Genomic DNA, 20,210 nt, shown 5'->3' with positions numbered 1-20,210 from the left:
CAGGTTGGTTTCCCGACGCTCAGGCGCGTTCCGAATATTCCATGGTCTCGGTGTTTACCACGATGTCTTCGTCCTGGCCCACGAATGGCGGCACCATCACCTTAATTCCATTATCCAGAATCGCCGGCTTGAAACTGTTGGCAGCCGTCTGACCCTTCACCACCGGTTCAGTCTCGACCACTTTACAGATCACCTTCTGAGGCAATGTCGCATTCAACGCCTCTGTGTCGTGGAATTCTACAAGAATGGTCATGCCATCCTGCAAGAACGGGCGACGCTCACCCAGAATCTCTGCCGGTAGTTCGATTTGCTCATAAGTTTCTGAATCCATGAACACCAGCATACCGTCGTTCTCATAGAGAAACTGCTGATCTTTCTGCTCCAGACGCACGCGCTCAACCTTATCGGCGCTTCTAAACCGTTCGTTAAGCTTTGATCCATTACGAAGGTTTCTGAGTTCGACCTGAGCAAAGGCACCGCCTTTTCCGGGTTTCACATGATCCACCTTAACAGCGGCCCAAAGCCCGCCATTGTGCTCCAGAACATTTCCGGGGCGAATCTCATTTCCGTTGATTTTCGGCATTACAGCAAAACCTTGTCAAAAGCTTGATCGGTGTGTGGGTGCACCTATATATGGGGTTAGCAATGAGGGCAAGAAGACGAAATCTCGTGCTGCACCTGCAGAAGATATGCAACAAATGCATGGATGCTATGCAATAACGGGCTACCAGAATCATCTGGAAGTCGTCATAAGAGGCCTCACGCCGGAATTACAAGAGCAATAAAAAAGGACGAAACATGAAAGATTTCGTTGACGGCACAGCCTTCAATAACGAGCAAGGCAACCGTGCACGCAAACTCTTCGCAGCTGTCGTACTGGCTGCGCTCGACGATGCTATCGCCGATGACAAGAAGTATGGAAATGGCCCCGAGCAAATCGCGCGTTGGGCGCGCTCTCGCGATGGGCGCGAGGTACTCAGCTGTGCCGGGATCGACCCTAACGAACGGGTTGTGACCGGTCTGATGGATTTTGTCGGCAAGGGTGTGCGCACCTCTGTCGCTCTCTCGCGCGAAGAAAGCGAACGCCGCAACGCTGCCGCACAACAAGCAGAAGCTGCCTGAGACCAATAGACTGCCAACGATCAGTGAAAAGCCGGCCCCTGCTCTCTCAGCGGCCGGTTTTTTCTTGGCTTTTCGAAATAGCACGCATCGCTTATGCACAGATCCAGGCATCAAGGGGCGCGGCTGCGTGACGAAATCCATCATGATCCAGGGCACCGGCTCGAACGTGGGGAAATCCATGCTCGTGGCCGGGATTGCGCGGGCCTTGGCGAATCGCGGGCTCTCGGTCGCCCCGTTCAAACCACAAAACATGTCCAACAACGCCGCCGTGACCAGCGATGGCGGCGAGATCGGGCGCGCTCAGGCGTTACAGGCCATGGCCGCGCGCCGCACCCCTCACAGCGATATGAACCCGGTACTGCTGAAGCCCGAATCCGAAACCGGCGCACAGGTAATCGTACAGGGCAAACGCGCAGGCCAACTTGAGGCGCGTGACTACACTGCGGCCAAGCCAAATCTTCTTCCGATCACGTTGGAAAGCTTTCACAGGCTGGCCCAAAGCGCCGATATCGTTCTGATCGAAGGCGCGGGCAGCCCGGCCGAAGTCAACCTGCGCGCTGGTGACATCGCCAACATGGGCTTCGCCCAAGCAGCCAACGTTCCGGTGGTTCTGTTGGGCGATATCGACCGGGGCGGCGTGATTGCCCAGATCGTCGGCACCAAGGCGGTGCTCTCGCCCGCCGACGGCGCCCGGATTAAAGGGTTTGCAATCAACAAGTTTCGTGGTGATGTCGCGCTCTTCGACGGTGGCCTCGCCGCCATAACACAGCATACCGGCTGGCCTTCATTAGGTGTGCTGCCCTGGTTCCGCGATGCCTGGCGCCTGCCCGCCGAAGATATGATGGACCTCTGCACCGCCTCGTCCGGCGGCACCTACAAGATCGCCGTGCCGCACCTGAGCCGTATCGCCAATTTCGACGATCTCGACCCGCTCACCGCAGAGCCCAACGTGGCGGTCGAAATCATCGCGCCCGGTCGCCCCCTCCCCGGCGATGCCGATCTGGTGCTGATCCCTGGCACAAAATCCACCATTGCCGATCTGGCGTTTTTCCGTGCCCAAGGCTGGGATATCGACCTTGCGGCGCATCTGCGTCGGGGCGGGCATGTGCTGGGCATTTGTGGTGGCTTTCAGATGCTGGGCAAGCGCATTTCCGATCCCGACGCCGTCGAAGGTCCGCCCGCAACGGTGTCAGGGCTGGGCCATCTCGATGTTGAAACCCTCATGCAAGCGGAAAAACACCTTGCCCTGCACCAAGCCAGATATCTGCCCACCGGTGCCGCCGTGGATGGCTATGAAATTCACATGGGCGAAACCACAGGCCCCGATTGCACCCGCCCCTGGCTCGATCTTGCAGGTCGCCCTCACGGCGCCACCTCGCCGGATGGCCTTGTGATGGGTTGCTATCTGCACGGACTGTTTCGCGCCGATGCATTCCGCGCAGATTTCCTGACACCACGGGGCGCCACCATCAGCGAAAGCTACGACGCCCAAACCGACGCCGTTCTCGACCGGCTCGGCGCCCATATCGCCGCGCATCTCGATCTTGATCTGCTTCTGGAAATGGCCGGGACCGTCTGAGCGTCAGTCCAACTCGCGGGCCGCCAGCGAGCGATGGATCTCGCGCCGCACCAGCTTGCGCACGTTACGCGTGATCCGCTCACCCAGCGAACCTTGCAGCTCCTGACGGACGATCTCGGCCACCATATCGCGCAATATATCTTCATCAATCAGCGATTCTTCACCGCCAAACAGATCGGTATCAGGCTCAAGCCCCTGTGACAGCTGCGGATCGGCCTCATCTGCCCAATCTTCAGGCTCGGGTTCCGTCTGAAACTCCGCTTCCGGTTCCGGCGCGGGCTCTGCATACACGGCGTCGGCCTGCGCGCCCGTCTCGATATCGGTATCGGCAAATTCAGACAGGTCCATCGGCGGTTCAACCGCCTGATCACTGACCAATTCGGCCTCTTCCATGGCCTCCTCGGCGTCCCAGCGCGACACCGTCACATCGCTGTCTTCCCAGTTCAGCGATTCTACCGGCGCACCCGCATTCTCATCATCGCCGATACCATCGGGCTCCCAATTGTCCTCGCGCTCGGCCACGGCCGCTTCCAGACCGGCAATCCGGTCCTCCAGCGTCGACATTTCAGGGGCGTGCGCGGCATCATCGGAATGAACAAACGACAGGCCGCCCGGCCCCGTCGCATCCCCATCCTCACCGGCATCCTCAACCAAATCGTCGAGCACGCTTTCAACTGCGCTTTCTTCGGCTATATCGTCAATCAACGCCTGCAGATCATCCCCGGCCACATCGTCGGCACCCGTATCAATCGGCGCCTCGTCGACATCGCCCGCGTCATCTTCCACACGAAGCGCCGGAGTCAGCACCAGAATCTGGGCCTCCTGCGCTTTGATTTCTAGCTTGGCCTGCACGGGATCTTCGGCTGATTCCGCCGTTTGCGCCCGTGGCTCGCTCACGTCGGGAAGCCGCTCGGCGCGCGCATTTTCCGACACAAGCCGCCGAATAGAGGACAGCACGTCCTCGATTTCCACATTGGTCACGGGGTCATTCATCTGTATTTACCACTACTCGCCTCGCCCCGATTGTAACCCGGGGGCGGGATTCTCACAACAGATAGGGCGATTTTTACTCTTTCCCCAGTTTACGCAGCACTTTATCCAACTTTTGGCCCTGCTTGCTGTAGAGCGGAGGCGCAGTTTTGACCATGTTGTAATACGCCGCCGGATCATATTGTGGCACCCTCAGCTTCATGCGATCGGCAGTCAGCATGCCCATCGACGAAAGCAGCAGATAAGCCGCTACATGTTCGTCGATCGTCGCCGAAACCAGGTTGGCGCGGGCGTCGAGAAGCTCCTGCTCGGCGTCAAGCACATCAAGCGTGGTGCGCGCGCCCAAGGTGGCCTCTTCGCGCACGCCTTGAAAGGCCACGCTGCTGGCCCGAACCTGCTGTTCACTGGCGCTGATGCTGGCCCGCGCCACCTGAAGCTGCGCCCAGGCATTGCCGGCATTCAGCGCCAGCGCATGGCGGACCTGATGCAACCCAGCCCGCGCCGCATCCCGCTGCGCCATTGATTTGCGCACAATCGAAGTCAGCCGCCCACCCTGATAGATCGGCCCGCTCACATCAACCCCGATGGTGCCGCCGTTGCTATAGCCTTGGCTCTTGAAAGTCTGGCTCAGACCGTAAGTGCCCTTCAGCTTGACCGTCGGTTTCATCGTCCCTTCGGCCACGAGAATGCCCAGCTCGGCTGCGGTCACATCATGCTGAACCTTGCGCATTTCGGGATGATAACGCAGCGCTGCGGCCTTGGCCTCTTCAACCGATCTGGCCGTATTCGGAATACGTGGCGGTTGCGCCAGGCGCCCAGGTGCGCGGCCCACTGCGGCGCGGAATTCTTCCACCGCCTGGGCCAGCCCGCCCTGCGCTGCCGCAAGCGCCGCACGCGCCCCAGCCAGCCGCGCTTCGGCAATCGACACGTCGGTGCGGGTCACTTCGCCCACCTCGAACCGGTCGCGCGCCGCACGCAGTTCCACGGTGATTACCCGCACGTTGTTTTCCCGCAATCCGACAAAGGCCTTGTTGCGCAGCACTTCCAGATAGGCAACAGCTGCGCGCAACAACACCTGCTGCTCTGCCGAAATAAGCGCCTCGCGCGTCGACAAGACCGCTTCCTTGGTGACATCGATGCGCAGATTGCTGGTACCGAAATCATAAAGCAGCACTTCGGCGGCGATCCCAATGGATGCAACGGTGCTGCCGCTTCCGACAGACGCTCCAAAGGTACTGCTGTAAGTGCGCCCAAAGCTTCGGGTCACATCGCTTGACCAGTTGAGAATCGGTTTGAGCGCCGCATAGGCCTGCGCAGTGTCTTCATCGGCGGCGCGCAGCAGAGCACGGTTCTGATCGATCAAACCGTTATGTTCATAAGCCGAGGCCATTGCATCAGCCAGCGTTTCCGCCGTCGCCGTCATTGGAGAAAAGACCATAGCAAGAGCCACGCCCGTCAAAGCCAACCTGGCTTTCCATCGCTTAACACTCATATGCACTGCTCCTGTCCACTCACTCGTGCGCGCGGCGGTCCGTCTGACCCAAACTCCGCGCCATTTGTCTGTCGCGATCATTGCCTGGCGTGCAATGATTACAGTGTAAACGCCGCCTGGCGCTCAAACCCGGGCAACACTGGCGCACCCGCGTTGAAGGCGAATCGCCAATTCATCTTGCCGTCAATTTTATAGCCAATCCGAACCACGCCCAGCGCACCTTCGGCAAAAAGCACGGCCATGCGACCGCCATCCTTGAGCTGATCCGCAAGACCATCGGGCAGGTGTTCCACCGCACCCTCGATACAGATCGCGTCATAAGGACCATGCAGCGGCGCACCCGCGCTCAGCGGCCCGGTGTGCACGATCACGTTGTCCGCCCCCTGCTCAGTCAGAATGCCCTGCGCTTCTTCGGTCCAGCTTTCGTTCTCTTCGACTGCCACAACGGCTTCGGCCATCCGCGCAATTACCGCCGCCGAATAGCCCAGCCCCGATCCAATATCGAGCACCAGGTCATCGCCCTGGACATCCAGCGCATCCAGCATCTTGGCCAGGGTGCGCGGCTCCAGAACGACGCGACCGCCGCCCAGTTCAATATCTTCACCGATATAGGCAGCTTCGCGTTTTTCGGCCGGAACAAAGGCCTCACGCGGCACTGCTAGCATCGCTTCAATGATGGGAAATTTGGTTACATCCGAAGGGCGGATCTGAGTATCCACCATAGTTGTCCGGCGCGCGGAATAGTTTGTCATGATCTCTGGCCTGTCGGGTTAGCAGAATCCTGTGGCCTGTTCTGGCATATATGCCCGGGCGCGGCAATGTCTGGCGGACCGCGCTGCCCGCGTAATCGCGTCGCATTCTAATTTCGGCATATTTATAAGCACCCTGCCCCGCATCACTTGTCCTGACCAAGTGCCACCCTGCGCCGCCTGGCTGTTTTGGCATCCACACACGGGCGCGTTTTGACGTCTGGACAAGCCCAGTGATTCCGGCAATAAGACGCCCCTAACACCACGGATGGCGAGTTGGCGGAGTGGTGACGCAGCGGATTGCAAATCCGTGAACACCGGTTCGATTCCGGTACTCGCCTCCAATCTTTTCAATGACTTGCGTCATGTTTTCATTCCTTGTGCTCGATTTTTGAAACAGGTGTTGAAACATTCACGTTTCCTTCTTGTTCTGTTCAAAGCGGTTCCGGGCGTCCTGCGCACGGGTTGCCAATTCGCGTTGGCGGATCAGTCCTCCGTATTTTTTCAGCATTTCTACGCCAGAGTGACCTGTGACGGCTTTCACCATCTCGTCGTCGCACCCTGACTGGTAAAGTTCGATTGTCGCGTTCTTACGCAGCCCGTGAGTTTTGTAGTTGGCCGCGTCAGGGTGCTGCATTGCTGCTTTCACCTTGCGCATTTCGTCGGCCACGGTGCGATAGCGAACAGGGCGTCCGTTTTTGTCCGTAATAACGGTCAGGCCATTTTTCTCGACAGACGCTAGGAAAACCTTGAGCCTGTCAGTCAGGGGGATCCACAAAGGCTTGTCGGTTTTGCCTTGAGTGAAGTCATAAGCCCCGCCTTTGATATGGCCCCAACCGATCTGCACCACATCACCGATCCGCTGCCCTGTGCCGATGCACAGTTCATAGACCAAGCGTGCGCGCGGCGTTGCGACCGCCTCAAACTCAGCCCGCACATCATCGGGCCACGGTTCCCAGCCTTCGCTTTCCTGTTTGAAAAGCGGAATGCCCTTGGCCGGGTTGCCATGTTCCTTCTTGAGAAAGCCAATCAGGCGGGCGTGGTTCATCAATATCACCATGACCTGCACCAGGTAATTCGCCTGTCTCCAATGGTCTGCATTAGCGCGGTGGAGTTCATAGATGTGCTGCGTCTCGATCCGCTGAGGGTCTTTCGCGCCCCAGATCGTGCGAATATGGCCGATGTATTTGCGGTAGTCGGACTTAGTGCGCGGTTTCAATTTCTTGAACGCATCGCTTTCAAAGTAGCTGAGAATCAGAGCCTCAAAATTGCGCTTCGATGGAATCGGCTCACGGCCCTTGAGCAACAGATTGTAATGATCCCAAAATTCCGTTGTTCCGGGTTCCTCTTTCATCATCACGGATTGCCCACGGGAACGACGAATAAAACGAATATAGCCCCGATCCGGATAAACGTATTTGGGTAAACCCTTCTTGGTCACTTGCCCATCCTCAAGTCGCTGTTCAGGAAGTCGTCACCGCCGTCAGGATCACCCATAGAGGCGTCGATAGTGACTGACATGTCTGGCTTGATCTCGCCCTTAACACGCGCCCAACCCGCTGCCCGCGCCTCACGAAGGAGCGCGGCCATAGTCTTGCGGGCAACGGTTTCAGGGTTAGCCATTAGTGCGCCCCCCACTTGGCTTGCTCGCGGATATGACGATGGCCTGATTCATTCTTAGCTGGCGTCCTCGGGGTAAGCTGCGTCCAGAACCTTGTAAGGGTGAACGTCCATGCGCGCACAAACCAGATTAAAGACCTCAGAGGCGTTGACCGTCAGAAAATGATCGGCGTGAAGGTGTTGCCGCAGGTTGCCGTAAGTGTCTCGGCTAGATCCAGGTTTCCACAACTCCTCAAACGTCCACCCCCCCGCCACTCCAAAAATCGTTTCGCCGTGGTTAAAGTGGAATGGGAGTCCGGGGTCACGCTTCGGCATGTTGAAGGTTGTCCCGCCGCCGCCTGCATGGGCGAAATTGGCAGAAGCTGCGAATGCCTCTTTCGAACCCATGTGCAGATTAATGAGCGTTTGCGCCATCGCGACTTCGATCATGTTGTGAAAAGTGAAACGGCGGTGCTTGCCTTGACCGCCACCGCCGGTGATTTTCTTGTGACCGATGATCAAATCGCGCTTTAGCCAGTTCTGAATCGAATCTGGCTTCGCGCCGGTCAGTTCGGACAGTTCCGACGCGCTGAATGTGTTGTTGATAGTTTTGCCAAGAATGGTCTGCATCGACTCGCCCTTACAGCTTATTAAGTGGTCAGTTGACCATTTATCGCCCATGCAGGCCAAAAGGTCAAGCGACATTTAGCCTCCCTTCCCATCTCCCTCCAAGCCCATCACGATATCGCCCGCCATGTCAGCGGCCAGCGAAAGAACGGTTGAACCGCCCAAGCGACCAAAGTCGCCGTTGTCCTCCACCGCCGCTTCGGACGCGATGCGAAGAAGGCTTTCGATCTGATAGGCACGAGATATCGCAGCCTCGATATGCGCCGGACGGGTCATGCCGCTTCTCCGTTCATGATTCTCATGTTCACCGCGTCCAGATCATTGGAAAGTCTCTCAGCGAGTTGCGAGGCAACCTCAATTACCGCAGTCATGGCGTTCTCGTGGCCCTCGTTGTCCAGATGCCCGATACCCTCCAGCATACCTTTGAGAAGGAGCGCGCTGTGTTGGCAGTTTGAAAGCGTCTTATCCATTGTCTCTGTCTCCTGGGGTTGTGCGCTGCATCCGTTCGCGGATTGCGCGGATAACTTCGCTGTTTTGCGAAGAATGGTTCTGTGCTGCCTGCGCCTTGATCCAGTCTTTCAGGTCAGGTGGCAGGCGTAGCTGCATTGGTTTCATTTGGTCCTCCATGGTAGCTATTTGCCATATATAGCAACTTGCCACCATTGCGCAAACCCTAAAAGAGTGGCAACTCGCCATCATGTCGGATTTTCCATCTCAAAAGCAGGATAAATTTGTGCTGCGCCTTCCAGACGGTATGCGTGAGCGTCTCAAGGATATCGCGGCCCAAAATAAACGAAGCATGAATGCTGAAATTGTGCAGGCGTTAGAGTTTCACCTATCTAGTGAAGAATATGCGACTGAACTTGATAAAGCGCGCGAGCAATGGCTCAGTGATCCAGATTTTGCCCCGCAGGACTATCCCGAGCTAACGAACCCAGAACTGCCCGCAACTAAAGGCGATATTGAGCGGATTTTGCTCGCATTCGAGAAGGCGATTAACGCAAAAGCCAGTTCGCAATAACCCCCCACAATTTGCCGGATTGCGACTGTTTTCTATGCGGGTAGGACAGTTCAAGTATGAGGTTGAGAGAGACGAAAAATGGACTGGATCCCTATAGTAATTTCCGCACTCGCTCTTCTGATATCCGTTTTATCTTTACATCAGTCCAAAACAACACAGCAAAGAACTTGGAGGCTGGAAGCAAAACGCAGTGCAACTAGGCTGCGCCTTGTAGTCGAAGGTTTGCCTGAGAGGATTGAGCGCACCAAGAAGTCCGCGCATGATAGTTTCGCGAGTAGAGGTATGTATCAAAGTGGCGCCAGAGAAAGCGACGACCGTAAAATTTGCGAAAATAAATTGGCCGTAGAAACACTTCGGAACGACCTTGAGGATGCCACCAAGAGCGTAGATTCCTTGTCCGACAAAGAGCTAGAGAAATGCCTTGTTGATTTAGAGGCTTTGGAACGCAAAATTACCGGCATCACAGGTTGGCTTGATGCGAGAGAATCGGAGCACAAAAAACTCGTTGATGAGCGCCGTAAAGAAATGAACAGATCGTTTTCAGACTAACGCGCCGATAGGTCATTTAGATCGGCGAATTTGCCGATGCTCCGATGCTTTGACATCCCAGCTTCGCGGGCTGCGCTGGACCTAGTATGGTCGCCCACACTAATGTTTTGGTTTGCACCGTGCTGCGGCTCAATCTGTTGCAGCAGCTCACCAGAGCGGCGAACAGCGCGCATTTTGAACAAGCGCCACTAAAACCTCGGCTAAAATGAATCTATTGTTCGCTATCCGTGACTGCTTTCTGAAATGCCTTCGGCAGCACGTAGCGCACTGGACGGTCAAATTCCTTGAAGCAGACTTCCTGATACGCCTCGTAAAAACTATCCCAGAATTTGAAATTAGCCGCATCTGTGTTCGCACCTGAGGCTAGGGTGAGGCCCTCAATCAAGCCTTCCATGTAGATTTGAATATCGGGTTGAAAGAGTTCGCGTGTGTCCATGAAAGTAAAAAATGCTATGCATCCGGAGTTGAGGAACTTTCCCGTTGTGTTAGCAGCAGCGCCAAACGGAACAAGACTAACGCTTGCAACTAGAAGAAACGCCTTCATCATCAATCTCCGAAACATAACACAACTAATCGCAGCCTATGCGAGTGAAACAAGCGGCGTCTAGTGAGAATGCGGCTACAAAAATTCCAGTTGAAACCAGTTTCATTCTGACCGTGCATAAAAGTCACCCCACGCGCGGTCTACGGCCTCCCAACCCCATACTTTTACCCTCCCCCTGCCCCTATCGGACTTTGCACATCCTCGGGGCTTAGGTAATCTCTGAGACACGGGCGCGCTAAACTTGGTTAAAGGAAACCAGTATGAGGTTTGCACTACTCGTTGCTGCCCTAGCACTAACTGGGTGCAAATCAGAGCAGGAATGCGCCGATGAAATGGAAGCTGACATTATGGGTTTCTATGAAGTCGCCATGAAAGCGGGTGATTACAAAATGGCGAAGTTAGCACTGGAAACATATCTAAGGCCCACCACTATCCGGCTCAATAAGCACATGGACGCATGTGACTATTATGCTGACCCTCCATACATCAGGAAGAAATAGAAACTGGCACTATCTCAAATCCTTCTATTCTTAATTCAGAAATTCGTTTGCGGGGTCGGGTTCGTCATCGTCGTTCCATTGCACCCGCGACCGATCGACCGGAGTGCCGCCCATAGATGAAAGGCAAAGGCGTAGCTGGGTAAACACGCCAAGCGGGCAATCCGGCTCAGTCGTTCTGATGCTCAGAAGGCTCGCCAAATAAACAAGCTGACGATCAGATTGCGCCAGCCAGGGCATGAGGTCCGCAAACTCGCGCCATTGTTCTTTTGCCATATCCGACAAGCCATCTGGCGTCTCGCCCTGCCCGCGATACCGCTTCGGGTTCTTCCTGTCGGCCCCAAGTATCTTTGCTTTCGCCTTAGGAAGTTGCGGATTTGCCATCTTATCTTTCCGAATGTTTCAACTGTGGACGTGTGCAAACGGCTCCCCGCGCCGGTCCCCAAGGAATTTTCCCCAGACTTTGGGGTGCCCCCTCCGCGCCTGATGTAGGTTGGGAGGGGGTTGGCACCTTGCCGAATTGAACGCCTGCGAGATACATGGGCCACGCATTCGGCTTTCCGTTGTCGGGCTGGATCATCGCCCTCATAAAGAGGCCCGTGTTCTTGTGCTGTTACGTGGCCGCACATTTCAGGAACCGGGCTGCGTTCTCGTCATAGACGCAACCGCCGATCCGATGCCGAATGTAGAGTTTCACGTATCCCGGCGTTGTGATGTTATCGTCCACAGTCACAGACAGGCCGGAGCGGATAGCTAAGATATAGGCCCTGTCCCAATCACCAAAGGCAATGGGGTGCTTGTTGGTCCCAATATCTTCCATGCCCTCGACAATCACGACAGGATAGCCAAGCAGAGAGCTGGGTTGTCCCATCGCCAGACCATCCGACCAGATATAATCGCCCGCCCCGTTCTTCAGCTTGCGAACCGCGCCTGCCGTGGCGCTGTTCATCAGCCACTTGCCGTTCGCCCGGTATCCTGCTTTCAGATCATAAACCATATCGGCCAGATTATCGCCGGGGGCGCTGCCGAGAGTGGACGCAGTCCCGCTGGCAAGATAGCGGAAGGCGTCTGCCGTTCGGCTTCCATCCGGGTCAGACTCGGGCGGCACGTTCAACAGGCCGCTTGGTTTGTCAGAGCCATTCCCCGAGACAATGGAACTCATCTCAGCTTCGCCAAGCGCCGTGCCTGCCTCGGTTTCAAACCACCCGGCAACGTCAATCATGGCGTCCTGAGACAGTTCCTCAGTCAGCTTTACATAGCTGTATGCTACCCCAAAGGTTGGCACCTTAGAGGCTAAGGTTGGTTCTGTCGTTTCAGTGCGGGTGTCAGTTTCGCCTACCCATCCAGACGTTGCGTCGGCATTGGAGAGGGGGAACTTCACATCACCAGAAGATACATTGACGACACGAACCACGTTGCGAAACGGGTTTGTGTCTTGCGCCCGTGCCAACAAGGGACCGGCGATGATCTGCGGCACGACATAGCCGCCCGCCGAACCGGTTAGTGTAGTGCCTGCCCTTTGCTCAGCCTCTTGCAACTCACCTTGAACGGAACGGCTGTGAGGTTGCCGCAGGAAGTTGCTAAACGCCTTGGCGTGGCCGCTGGTAGTCTCCATCCCATCCATGCGCGCTTCACCAACCGGCAAGCCGGGGCGTCGATCCAGTTGCCGTTGTGTGGCTTCTTGGGCGCGCGGCTCTCTGCTGCCTATTTCAGTGCGAGTGTCCTTCTCGAACCTGATCGCATCGAATGCGCCCAGCAGACCATCAACGGCCAACCCAACGCTTTCAGACGTTTCGTCGTCCCCCGTTTCCATCTTGTCGAGAGTGTTCTTAGTGGTTGCCTTGATCCGGCTTTCTGCGGCGTTCAATTCGGCCCAGGTCATTTTGTGGGCGCGAAGTTCAGTCAGGGATTTAACGCCAAGGTCACGGTGCAGAGCGATGCAATGCTTGCGTGCGGCGAAGTCCTGTTGATCAGTGATATACATTTGGTTTTCCCTTGTGGAATGCCAGAACGCGCAAAAGAACGGCCCCGGCTAGAGGTTCGTTTCTTTCGCGCGCAGCCATCAGCATTGCGGGAAAAGGTTTGTCAGGACGCGCCATCAGCGCAGAACCGTTAGGGGTAATATAATACCCCATTAGGGTGATTGTCAACATGCGCCAACCTCGCCCCGTGCGGTAAGTTCTCGCACTGCCAATTTGGACAAGGCGCGGCTTATCGTTTCCGGCCCCTCAACTTCGGCATGAAGCTGGATCGCAGCGACAAGAAAAGCTGCGTTGAAAAAGCGAATGTCGCCGCCCTCGCAAACAAGGTCTTGGATAGCTTCGCCCAGCAAGTCTTTGACTCGCTCTCGCTCTGCCTGCATTTTTCTGAAGTCGGAAATGGTCGGCTTTGTGTTGTGGCTGCTCATTTGCGCAACTCCTTCTCGAAGTGCGCGCACGCGTCTTGTGCGAAACGGCTTGCCTCCGTGATCCAGTGGAACAAGCACTCCAATGCCATTACCGGGTCGCCCGACTTCGCAATCGTCTCAGAAATTGCGTTGTTTACAAAATTCTCGGCTTCGACTGACAAAGCCAGCTTCTCATCTTCGGTCATGGGTTTGTCCTTGGTTTGCTGCTCTGAAAAGCCACGTGATTAGGGCGCGCATCGCCTCTCAGGGCGTGCGCATAGCCCTTGGGGGTATGGGGGGATGGTTGGCTAGGGGTTTGAAGGGGGTTTTCGGGGGGTTTGCTAGGGGGAACTGAACCCCAATTGCTAGGGGGATTGCAGGGGGTTTGCATGGTCATCATTGGCCCGCTTCCACGATAAAGGAGCGCGCGCGGGATGGTGGCCCCTCGGTCTCAATCTTGATCTTTCCGGCTGCCAAAAGCCCTTCCATCGCCGCCTTTAACGCTCGCTTGGTCATGCCCTCATTGTCTTGATGCTCTGCGAACAGCTTGGGCGCATAACTGGCCCCGCTGACGTGGTTCACTTGTCGTCCCTGCTCTGTGAACATTGTCAGAAGCTTCATGAAGACGCGTTGCGCCTTAGCGCCCGCCGCCAGAGCATCCAGCCCGCTCGGCTGCGTCTCGGCCACGAATACGCCATCGGTCCACTTCATGTAGGTTTCGCCGCCTACGCGCCCATAGTTCGCCTTCATGGTCGTCATGACGCGCCGGTCGGGATCTGCCTCGAACCCGTTGTCATCGATCCGTGAGAGATAGAGACGCGAGCGCACTGAGTTGTTCCAAGCCGTGCTGCCACTCGTGCCGGTGCCGCTGTTCAAGCCGGTAAGAGACGGGTGGCCCAGCAAGAGCACAGAGCAATTCCGCTTGAGCGCCAGCCCGCGCAGGATACCAACGAATTGCCGCACCTTGGCGCGGTCGTTCTCATTGGCCGGGTAAACATCGGCCAGGGTATCCACCACGATCAGCGCCGGGGCTTCATCTATCGCCCGCGCGTCCAGTTCCTTGAACAACTCCGTTTGCATCAGAGCCACGCCGGATTCTATCGCCAGCAAAGCATCTTCGCCCGCCAGTGACCGCAGGGTCAGGGCAGGCAGATCGTCATAGCTGCGCCCCTCGGCCCGCAATATGTCGTCAAGGCGACGGTGCAATTCGTCGTCGTCATCCTCTGCCGAAAGATAGATGACACCGCCAGAATTGACGGTTTTCCCGACCCAAGCAGTTTGCGCCGCAACAGCGACGGCCAATTGCAACGCCAATAGGCTCTTACCGGTGCCTCCGTCGCCGCTGAACAGGGTGACTGTCTTTTTCGGGACCAACTCCTGCACCAGCCACTCGCGCGGCTTGACGGCCTTGCCCTTGAGCGATGCCGCCGAGTAAAACCGTGAAGCCTTGCCGGGTTCGGCGCGTTCGTCGGGTGATTTGGGATGATTGGCGCGGTGCGCGGCGTCATGCGCGCCGATTGCGTTGAATACAGTCATGCCGCTGCCCTCCCCTGCACATAGTCAAGGAAGGCCGCTTGATTGCCTTGTGACAGGCGCGTGAAGCTGGCTAAGGCATAGGCTTTCAACTCGCCTTCACTCGCCATATCAGCCCAGAACGCTGCCTCATCCATATCGCTGTATAGGGGCGCAATGGGTTGGCCTGCGCCCTCTGCAAGCGCCGTTTCCGCCGTCAACACCGCGTCTTCATGATCCAGAGACTTGAGCGCCATAAACGCCAGTGACGCGCGCTCCTGGGGCGTTAGGAGTTCGCAGAGGATCTGCACAAACCCCCACCAGGCATGTTGCGTTCCCAGCGTCAGAACGTAGCCAAGAGACTGCACTACGCGAAGGTGCGGCTTGTGCATGAGCGCCGAAAAAGATGTGTGTTTGCTCATACCGCTTTCCCCCCGATCTTGAAGGGACGCTTCATATCCTCCGCCAAGTTGCGCGCGATATCATGCGCGTATTGTTCCTCAGGGACGCGATAGAGGCGTGTCTTGAGGTTCTTGCTGGGGCAAGGTGTGACCAACACCACATCGAAGTAGCGGCCCGCCTTGTTCACCGTGTAATAGCTGGTTGCCGCTGTGGGCAATTTGGTGACGTTGCTCATGCGCTGCCCTCCGCCTTGTCTAAGATCAGGCGAGAGGCGTAAATCCAGCCAAGCGCACCCTCAGAAGAATGCTCGAAGCCATAGAGCGCCCGGTTGGTCGGAATGTGAAAGACACTAACAATGAAGCCGCCTGGCGCTTCAATCATTGAGCCTTCAATGTCGCGGGAAACGGGAATGAAAGTCATACCAGCGCCCCCCAGTGTATTGCTAAGATGGGGAAAAGCGCGGTATACTCGCCGCAAGAATAGACGCCTTCCATAACGTCCTTGACGCCGTAGACCTTTGCCGAGGTCGCGGCGTTTTCTTTTGCGCCGTTCAATTCGGCGTTTGAAACATTCTTGGTTAGTTCACTGTTTGTCGGGGGGTGTTTTGAAACAGAACCCCCTTGATTTTCTTGGATAAGCGGGCGGATTGCAAATCCGTGAACACCGGTTCGATTCCGGTACTCGCCTCCATTTAAAATCAATGACTTAGAGCCCATCCGGCAAACCGGCGTATCAAAGTCTAAACAAACGTCTAAACATTCTGTTTTTGTTCTGTTCGCATTTGCTGCGCCTGAATCGCCCTGATCTTCTGGCGAACCTTCTTGGTATAGTGCAAGACCATCGCCGGGCTTTGCCCCGTCACGGCTGCAATCAGGTCATCTTCGCAGCCAGCTTCAAGCAATTCACAGGCCGCGTTGTAACGCCAACTGTGAATGTCATAGCTCAGCGCACCAATCTTCTCGCGAACATTGCGCACAGCTTGTGACGCGCCGCGATATGACCAACGGTTCGTCCCTCTCTCATTGGTCAGGATGAACACCGAATGGCGGCTGGCCGCATCGAGCGCGGTTTGCAACTCGGGAAGGATCGGAACCCATAGCTCTTTGTTGGTTTTGTTCTGTTTGACAACAATTGCACCGTCCTGAATGTCAGACCAGCGCATTTCCAGAACATCGCCGATCCGTTGGCCCGTGCCCACGCAAAGCTCCATTACAAGGCGCTCTCTCGTCCCAATCGGACAATGACAACGATACGCCTCAAGCAACTCTCTCGGCCAAGGCTCTCGCTCGGTCTTTTGGGTTTTCAGCTCCGGAACGCCTTTGGCGGGGTTTGTCTCTCGCCACCCCAGATCAACGCAATGCTCCATGAGAACGCGCAAAACACGCAGAGAATAATTAGCGAAGTAAGCCTTTTCGGCATTCGCATCACGCAGCCGGATTACATCCTTGCGCTTCAAGTTAACCGGGTTGGCTTTTCCCATAATCGACAGGAAGAAATCCAAATACTTGTCATAATCAAGCGCAGTTCGCGGCTTAAGCCGTCGATACCTCGGAGACCTGCGATAGTTTTCAATTAGGGCCGCAAAATTGCGTGTTACGACGCGCCTGGGCTTTTCTTTGCCAGACAGAATATCAGCATACTCGGCCCAAAATTCCGGCGTCCCGAATTCATTTTCGAATTTCTGCGAACGCCACCCTCGCCGCTGAAAATACAGGCCATTGCGCTGTCTATAGACGTGTTTTGGAAGCTCACGTTTTGCCATGATGCATATCTATCCCGTCAAATTCGTCGTTTTCCTTCGTTTCCAAGAGAACGATTTCAATCTTGCGTCCCTCTACAATGACACGCGACACAGACTTCCCAGCCCGCTCAAACGTATTGAGCATGGCAAGAGCCTTCTTCACAATCGTTGTCGCCGCCATTTCAAATCCAACCTGTTGACCTTACCATAAGTTAGAGTTCGCGCACCCATTTGGGTGAATGTGCTTGTGTCGCCCATGCAAACTGTTCTGGGTAGGATTCTAGGTGAGCACTGATTCGGCAGCAAGAACTGCGATTTTTTTTGTTTTTTGAAACCCTCTTTGGTGTCAGTAAACGCATACAGGCATTCGTGACTTGTTCCGCACACTTGAGCAGAAAGCGCCACCGAATCTAGCGTAATTCGAAATTTCTACTTGACTCGTAAACGCCTCTAAAGTCACCGACCTGATCCGGAGCATGACAACCAAACCGTTTCGCTCTGCAAGATTCAACTACATCAATCGACGTCAATCCGGCCTAATATTGCCTGCGCCGGTGTCAGTAGATGCATACAGGAACAAGAGCGTATGCGGGTACGCGCGCGCGGGCGCGCGCGAGGCTTCGTCCGTTACCGAATTCTACGAAGCCGTTTCGCGGACCGCCCCGCTCCTCCTCCGATATTTGAAGTCTACGGAGGAGCGGAGCTTAGGTTGCGATTCAAGTTCAAGCAAAGTGATGTTTTCGAAACGCCGCAAGACGCGCCGTGGCGCTCGTCAGGAAGCTAAGCGTTACGTTTGCAGGTGCTTGGGTGCCGACAAGCATTGTCGCCGCTCCCAGGTGCGCTCTAAACGCCTCTCCGTGCAAATAGTAGATGGGCGGAAACCGGATCTTAGCTGCGTCTGCGAATGTTTTCTGCCAGACTGGCATAAGCGGCCATTCAAGCCCTAGAAGACCGAAGCCCATATGCTGCGCTGTCCACCAAGGTCGGGTATGCGCAGAAAGCGGGCTTTGCAAAGTCAACCTAGAAGCAACTAGTCTTGCCATTCGATGCCAGACAGATCACCCTAGATTGGGGTGATCCGACTTTAGTTGATAAATTGTTCGGTATAGTAAGTTGCACCCACTTATTCTGCAAAGCTAGGTCCTTACAATAAATGAGCAAAGTCAAATCTATCGAGTTCCATGACTACAAGACGTTTTCAAAGTTCACGCTGTCGGCGAGGGACAAGAATGTACTGGTCGGTCCAAACAACGCAGGTAAATCTACAGCCTTGGATGCTTTTAGAATTACCTTTGACGCTCTTAGATATGCAAGCCGCAGAAATGCCAAGTTCAAATCTCAGGGGCAAGACGGAGCCTGCCCCACATGGGAGATACCCATTTCCGCGTTTCAGACAGACCTCCGGTACTGTATTCACAATTTCGGCGACGGAAACGCAAAGATATATATTAAGCTAGAAAACGGCAATACATTTTCGATATCGATTCCCAATGACGGCCCACTCGAATGCTATCTGAAAACTGAACTTCAACCTCGACTGAATACACAGTTTTTGCGAGATCAGTTTCCATTAAATTTGATCATAGTTCCTACGCTCAGCCCGTTAGAGCAAAATGAAGAACTAGTCTTACAGGAAACCGTCGAGAAAAATCGATACGGGAGGCTGGCAAGCCGGAACTTCAGGAATTTCTGGTTGCATAAAAATAAGGCAGAGTTTGAGGTTTTTGCTGACTTAGTCGAGTTGGGGTGGCCGGGAATAAGGGTAAGTCGTCCAGAAATTGAGCGCGGCGGAAAACGACCAGTAGTGCGCATGTACTTCCGTGATGGTCCTCATGTGAGAGAAGTGCAGTGGGCCGGTTTTGGCTTCCAGGTATGGATGCAGACCATGATGCACCTTACTGCCTCAAATCATGGCTCAACTCTCATTCTCGACGAGCCTGACATATACTTGCATCCCGATCTGCAGCACCGATTGCTAAGATTGGTCAGTCAACGCGTTGGACAGTACTTTATAGCCACTCATTCAACTGAAATCATTAATGATGTCGAACCGGGAGAGGTATTGATTATCCGACCAGAGTCTAGGAGCGCAAAACGAATCCAGGGGGAATCCGGTTACTCTGACGTGTACTCAGCAATCGGAAGCTCAGAAAATGCTCAATTCGCTCGCCTCGCGAAAACAAAAAAGGTTCTGTATTTTGAGGGTAACGATGCAAGAATTCTATCGAAAATTGCAAAAAAACTTGGGGGGATGGATTTCGTTTCAAACTCTTCAGTCACTCTCATGAAGACAGATGGGTTCTCCAATTGGTCCCGCGTCACAACATCCTCTTGGGTGTTTGAAAACTTTTTCGGGTTTAAAATACCAGTTTCTGCCATTTTTGATCGCGACTATCGCTGTGATGAAGAAATATCTAGTTTTTTGGATGATGTGAACGTTGGGGACACTCTTTGTCGGGTCCTCCCGCAAAAGGAGATTGAAAATCTGCTTCTAGTTCCTGACGCAATTGTGGCAGTTGTCAGAAAATATGGTGCTGATCTAACGCAGGGTTGGGAGGACTTGGTTATCAGCGCAATCGCAGCTAGCGTCGAAGAAATGAAATCCAAAACCTTGTCCGCTCGTATTGGGTCTAGAATCAGCTTTGAAGTTGGAAAGGGGTCAAAGAAGGATATTGCGACCATTTCCGCCCAAGAAGAATCGAGCTTTACAGAAAAATGGAAGGACGCAGAATTCCGGCATCGTGTTGTTCCCGGAAAGCTGGTATTTTCATCTGTCGCCAAGAAGATCCAGCAGGACTTCAAGGTTACAATGACTTCATCCCGAGTTATTGATGAGATGACTGCAGGCGACGTGAATCCAAAGATCTTTGAGATTCTGAAGGACATTCAGAAGCATCTCGACGGTTGAGGAGGATAGACCCAGAGAGCTTGCGCGTCATCTACGTGACCGCTTTGGGCTGACGGCGGTCATCCGGTTGCCAACACAACGGCCTACTAGGCCAAGATCCACGAGGTGCACCGCCGTAATTCCGCTAAGAACCCAATCGACCGATGCTGCGTTTTGCACGGATGTGAGGTGCCCCTAGATTTGTAGACGCTTTGCTTGGTAATTTTTGAACTGAACGGGGCAGGTGTCTAAGAAACTAGGGGCACCTCACTGGGTCTAGGCATTGAGTATCTCCTCAAGTTGGTTCACAAACGCCTCTCCCTTAGGTGTGAGACGCATAGAGCGACGACGACGATCCGTAGGACTGACGATGATCTTAATCAGACCGTAGCCAGCGTGAGGCATGTCAGGCGTTCCATCAGCCCAATAGTAGCTATTACGGCTGGCAGCAGCGGGGGCCATACCCAACCACTTAGTCAAATCGTTGGTGGTAACACCTTCGTCTCGGTCTTG

Annotated in this window: 27 protein-coding genes and 1 tRNA gene; 7 read left to right on the top strand and 21 right to left on the bottom strand. The window is 55.0% G+C overall.

The window, feature by feature from the left end:
• Nucleotides 1-19 precede the first annotated feature (19 nt).
• On the bottom strand, nucleotides 20-583 hold the full coding sequence (gene efp / locus LZG00_15955; protein ID MCF3595486.1) for an elongation factor P: 564 nt from the start codon (nucleotides 581-583) through the stop codon (nucleotides 20-22).
• Nucleotides 584-798: 215 nt separating this feature from the next.
• Between efp and LZG00_15950 the strand changes: the two genes are divergently transcribed.
• Both LZG00_15950 and LZG00_15945 read left to right on the top strand, forming a co-directional pair.
• The gene (locus LZG00_15950) at nucleotides 799-1,122 is read left to right on the top strand and encodes a DUF6280 family protein (GenBank protein MCF3595485.1); all 324 of its coding nucleotides are present in this window, start codon (nucleotides 799-801) and stop codon (nucleotides 1,120-1,122) included.
• A gap of 127 nt (nucleotides 1,123-1,249) precedes the next feature.
• Nucleotides 1,250-2,701, top strand: coding sequence for a cobyric acid synthase (locus LZG00_15945; GenBank protein MCF3595484.1), 1,452 nt, complete (start codon nucleotides 1,250-1,252; stop codon nucleotides 2,699-2,701).
• Nucleotides 2,702-2,704: 3 nt separating this feature from the next.
• Here the strand turns inward: LZG00_15945 and LZG00_15940 are convergent, their stop codons facing one another.
• From LZG00_15940 to LZG00_15930, 3 genes are all read right to left on the bottom strand, one after another.
• Nucleotides 2,705-3,694, bottom strand: coding sequence for a hypothetical protein (locus LZG00_15940; GenBank protein MCF3595483.1), 990 nt, complete (start codon nucleotides 3,692-3,694; stop codon nucleotides 2,705-2,707).
• A 73-nt stretch (nucleotides 3,695-3,767) separates the two neighbouring features.
• Complete coding sequence (locus LZG00_15935) at nucleotides 3,768-5,183, bottom strand: TolC family outer membrane protein (protein ID MCF3595482.1); 1,416 nt, start codon at nucleotides 5,181-5,183, stop codon at nucleotides 3,768-3,770.
• Nucleotides 5,184-5,281: 98 nt separating this feature from the next.
• Nucleotides 5,282-5,935, bottom strand: coding sequence for a protein-L-isoaspartate O-methyltransferase (locus LZG00_15930; GenBank protein ID MCF3595481.1), 654 nt, complete (start codon nucleotides 5,933-5,935; stop codon nucleotides 5,282-5,284).
• A 267-nt stretch (nucleotides 5,936-6,202) separates the two neighbouring features.
• Between LZG00_15930 and LZG00_15925 the strand changes: the two genes are divergently transcribed.
• Nucleotides 6,203-6,276: transfer RNA gene (locus tag LZG00_15925), tRNA-Cys, on the top strand.
• Nucleotides 6,277-6,344: 68 nt separating this feature from the next.
• On the opposite strand, the gene LZG00_15920 is transcribed toward LZG00_15925, so the two are convergent.
• From LZG00_15920 to LZG00_15895, 6 genes are read right to left on the bottom strand one after another with little or no spacing between them, the layout of a single operon-like run.
• Nucleotides 6,345-7,373, bottom strand: coding sequence for a tyrosine-type recombinase/integrase (locus LZG00_15920; GenBank protein MCF3595480.1), 1,029 nt, complete (start codon nucleotides 7,371-7,373; stop codon nucleotides 6,345-6,347).
• Entirely contained in the window at nucleotides 7,370-7,555 is a 186-nt protein-coding gene (locus LZG00_15915; protein MCF3595479.1) for a hypothetical protein, read from the bottom strand. Before LZG00_15915 ends, LZG00_15920 begins: the two co-directional genes overlap by 4 nt.
• Nucleotides 7,556-7,609: 54 nt before the next feature.
• Nucleotides 7,610-8,236, bottom strand: coding sequence for a helix-turn-helix domain-containing protein (locus LZG00_15910; GenBank protein ID MCF3595478.1), 627 nt, complete (start codon nucleotides 8,234-8,236; stop codon nucleotides 7,610-7,612).
• A complete protein-coding gene (locus LZG00_15905) occupies nucleotides 8,237-8,434 on the bottom strand; it encodes a hypothetical protein (protein ID MCF3595477.1) in 198 nt (65 codons plus the stop codon).
• The gene (locus LZG00_15900) at nucleotides 8,431-8,628 is read right to left on the bottom strand and encodes a hypothetical protein (GenBank protein ID MCF3595476.1); all 198 of its coding nucleotides are present in this window, start codon (nucleotides 8,626-8,628) and stop codon (nucleotides 8,431-8,433) included. The genes LZG00_15905 and LZG00_15900 overlap by 4 nt, the downstream gene beginning before the upstream one ends.
• Entirely contained in the window at nucleotides 8,621-8,773 is a 153-nt protein-coding gene (locus tag LZG00_15895) for an Arc family DNA-binding protein (protein MCF3595475.1), read from the bottom strand. The genes LZG00_15900 and LZG00_15895 overlap by 8 nt, the downstream gene beginning before the upstream one ends.
• Before the next feature lie 82 nt (nucleotides 8,774-8,855).
• Between LZG00_15895 and LZG00_15890 the strand changes: the two genes are divergently transcribed.
• Both LZG00_15890 and LZG00_15885 read left to right on the top strand, forming a co-directional pair.
• Nucleotides 8,856-9,179 (top strand): Arc family DNA-binding protein, encoded by a 324-nt coding sequence (locus tag LZG00_15890; protein ID MCF3595474.1) that lies wholly within the window; start codon nucleotides 8,856-8,858, stop codon nucleotides 9,177-9,179.
• A 78-nt stretch (nucleotides 9,180-9,257) separates the two neighbouring features.
• Complete coding sequence (locus LZG00_15885; GenBank protein MCF3595473.1) at nucleotides 9,258-9,728, top strand: hypothetical protein; 471 nt, start codon at nucleotides 9,258-9,260, stop codon at nucleotides 9,726-9,728.
• A gap of 211 nt (nucleotides 9,729-9,939) precedes the next feature.
• Here the strand turns inward: LZG00_15885 and LZG00_15880 are convergent, their stop codons facing one another.
• A complete protein-coding gene (locus LZG00_15880; protein ID MCF3595472.1) occupies nucleotides 9,940-10,272 on the bottom strand; it encodes a hypothetical protein in 333 nt (110 codons plus the stop codon).
• 260 nt (nucleotides 10,273-10,532) lie between these two features.
• Here LZG00_15880 and LZG00_15875 point away from each other — a divergent pair, with 260 nt between their 5' ends.
• Nucleotides 10,533-10,772 (top strand): hypothetical protein, encoded by a 240-nt coding sequence (locus LZG00_15875; GenBank protein ID MCF3595471.1) that lies wholly within the window; start codon nucleotides 10,533-10,535, stop codon nucleotides 10,770-10,772.
• A 30-nt stretch (nucleotides 10,773-10,802) separates the two neighbouring features.
• Here the strand turns inward: LZG00_15875 and LZG00_15870 are convergent, their stop codons facing one another.
• From LZG00_15870 to LZG00_15825, 10 genes are all read right to left on the bottom strand, one after another.
• Nucleotides 10,803-11,153 carry a hypothetical protein gene (locus LZG00_15870; protein ID MCF3595470.1) on the bottom strand — a complete coding sequence of 117 codons (351 nt, stop codon included), beginning with the start codon at nucleotides 11,151-11,153 and terminating at the stop codon, nucleotides 10,803-10,805.
• Between the two features lie 229 nt (nucleotides 11,154-11,382).
• Nucleotides 11,383-12,753 (bottom strand): phage major capsid protein, encoded by a 1,371-nt coding sequence (locus LZG00_15865; protein MCF3595469.1) that lies wholly within the window; start codon nucleotides 12,751-12,753, stop codon nucleotides 11,383-11,385.
• Nucleotides 12,754-12,915: 162 nt separating this feature from the next.
• A complete protein-coding gene (locus LZG00_15860; protein ID MCF3595468.1) occupies nucleotides 12,916-13,176 on the bottom strand; it encodes a hypothetical protein in 261 nt (86 codons plus the stop codon).
• Nucleotides 13,173-13,361 carry a hypothetical protein gene (locus tag LZG00_15855; GenBank protein ID MCF3595467.1) on the bottom strand — a complete coding sequence of 63 codons (189 nt, stop codon included), beginning with the start codon at nucleotides 13,359-13,361 and terminating at the stop codon, nucleotides 13,173-13,175. Before LZG00_15855 ends, LZG00_15860 begins: the two co-directional genes overlap by 4 nt.
• 190 nt (nucleotides 13,362-13,551) lie before the next feature.
• Nucleotides 13,552-14,691 carry an AAA family ATPase gene (locus LZG00_15850; protein ID MCF3595466.1) on the bottom strand — a complete coding sequence of 380 codons (1,140 nt, stop codon included), beginning with the start codon at nucleotides 14,689-14,691 and terminating at the stop codon, nucleotides 13,552-13,554.
• Complete coding sequence (locus LZG00_15845; protein MCF3595465.1) at nucleotides 14,688-15,089, bottom strand: hypothetical protein; 402 nt, start codon at nucleotides 15,087-15,089, stop codon at nucleotides 14,688-14,690. The genes LZG00_15850 and LZG00_15845 overlap by 4 nt, the downstream gene beginning before the upstream one ends.
• Nucleotides 15,086-15,304, bottom strand: coding sequence for a hypothetical protein (locus LZG00_15840; GenBank protein ID MCF3595464.1), 219 nt, complete (start codon nucleotides 15,302-15,304; stop codon nucleotides 15,086-15,088). Before LZG00_15840 ends, LZG00_15845 begins: the two co-directional genes overlap by 4 nt.
• Nucleotides 15,301-15,489: a hypothetical protein gene (locus LZG00_15835; GenBank protein MCF3595463.1), complete on the bottom strand. Its 189-nt coding sequence runs from the start codon at nucleotides 15,487-15,489 to the stop codon at nucleotides 15,301-15,303. The genes LZG00_15840 and LZG00_15835 overlap by 4 nt, the downstream gene beginning before the upstream one ends.
• Nucleotides 15,490-15,820: 331 nt before the next feature.
• Nucleotides 15,821-16,570: a tyrosine-type recombinase/integrase gene (locus LZG00_15830; GenBank protein ID MCF3595462.1), complete on the bottom strand. Its 750-nt coding sequence runs from the start codon at nucleotides 16,568-16,570 to the stop codon at nucleotides 15,821-15,823.
• Between the two features lie 247 nt (nucleotides 16,571-16,817).
• A complete protein-coding gene (locus tag LZG00_15825; protein MCF3595461.1) occupies nucleotides 16,818-16,991 on the bottom strand; it encodes a hypothetical protein in 174 nt (57 codons plus the stop codon).
• A gap of 972 nt (nucleotides 16,992-17,963) precedes the next feature.
• On the opposite strand from LZG00_15825, the gene LZG00_15820 reads away from it, so the two are divergent.
• Nucleotides 17,964-19,718 (top strand): ATP-binding protein, encoded by a 1,755-nt coding sequence (locus LZG00_15820; GenBank protein ID MCF3595460.1) that lies wholly within the window; start codon nucleotides 17,964-17,966, stop codon nucleotides 19,716-19,718.
• The last annotated feature ends 492 nt before the right edge of the window (nucleotides 19,719-20,210 follow it).

This window comes from Rhodobacteraceae bacterium LMO-JJ12, assembly GCA_021555075.1.
Classification (GTDB): domain Bacteria; phylum Pseudomonadota; class Alphaproteobacteria; order Rhodobacterales; family Rhodobacteraceae; genus JAKGBX01.
This window is presented reverse-complemented; position numbering and strand designations above follow the sequence as displayed.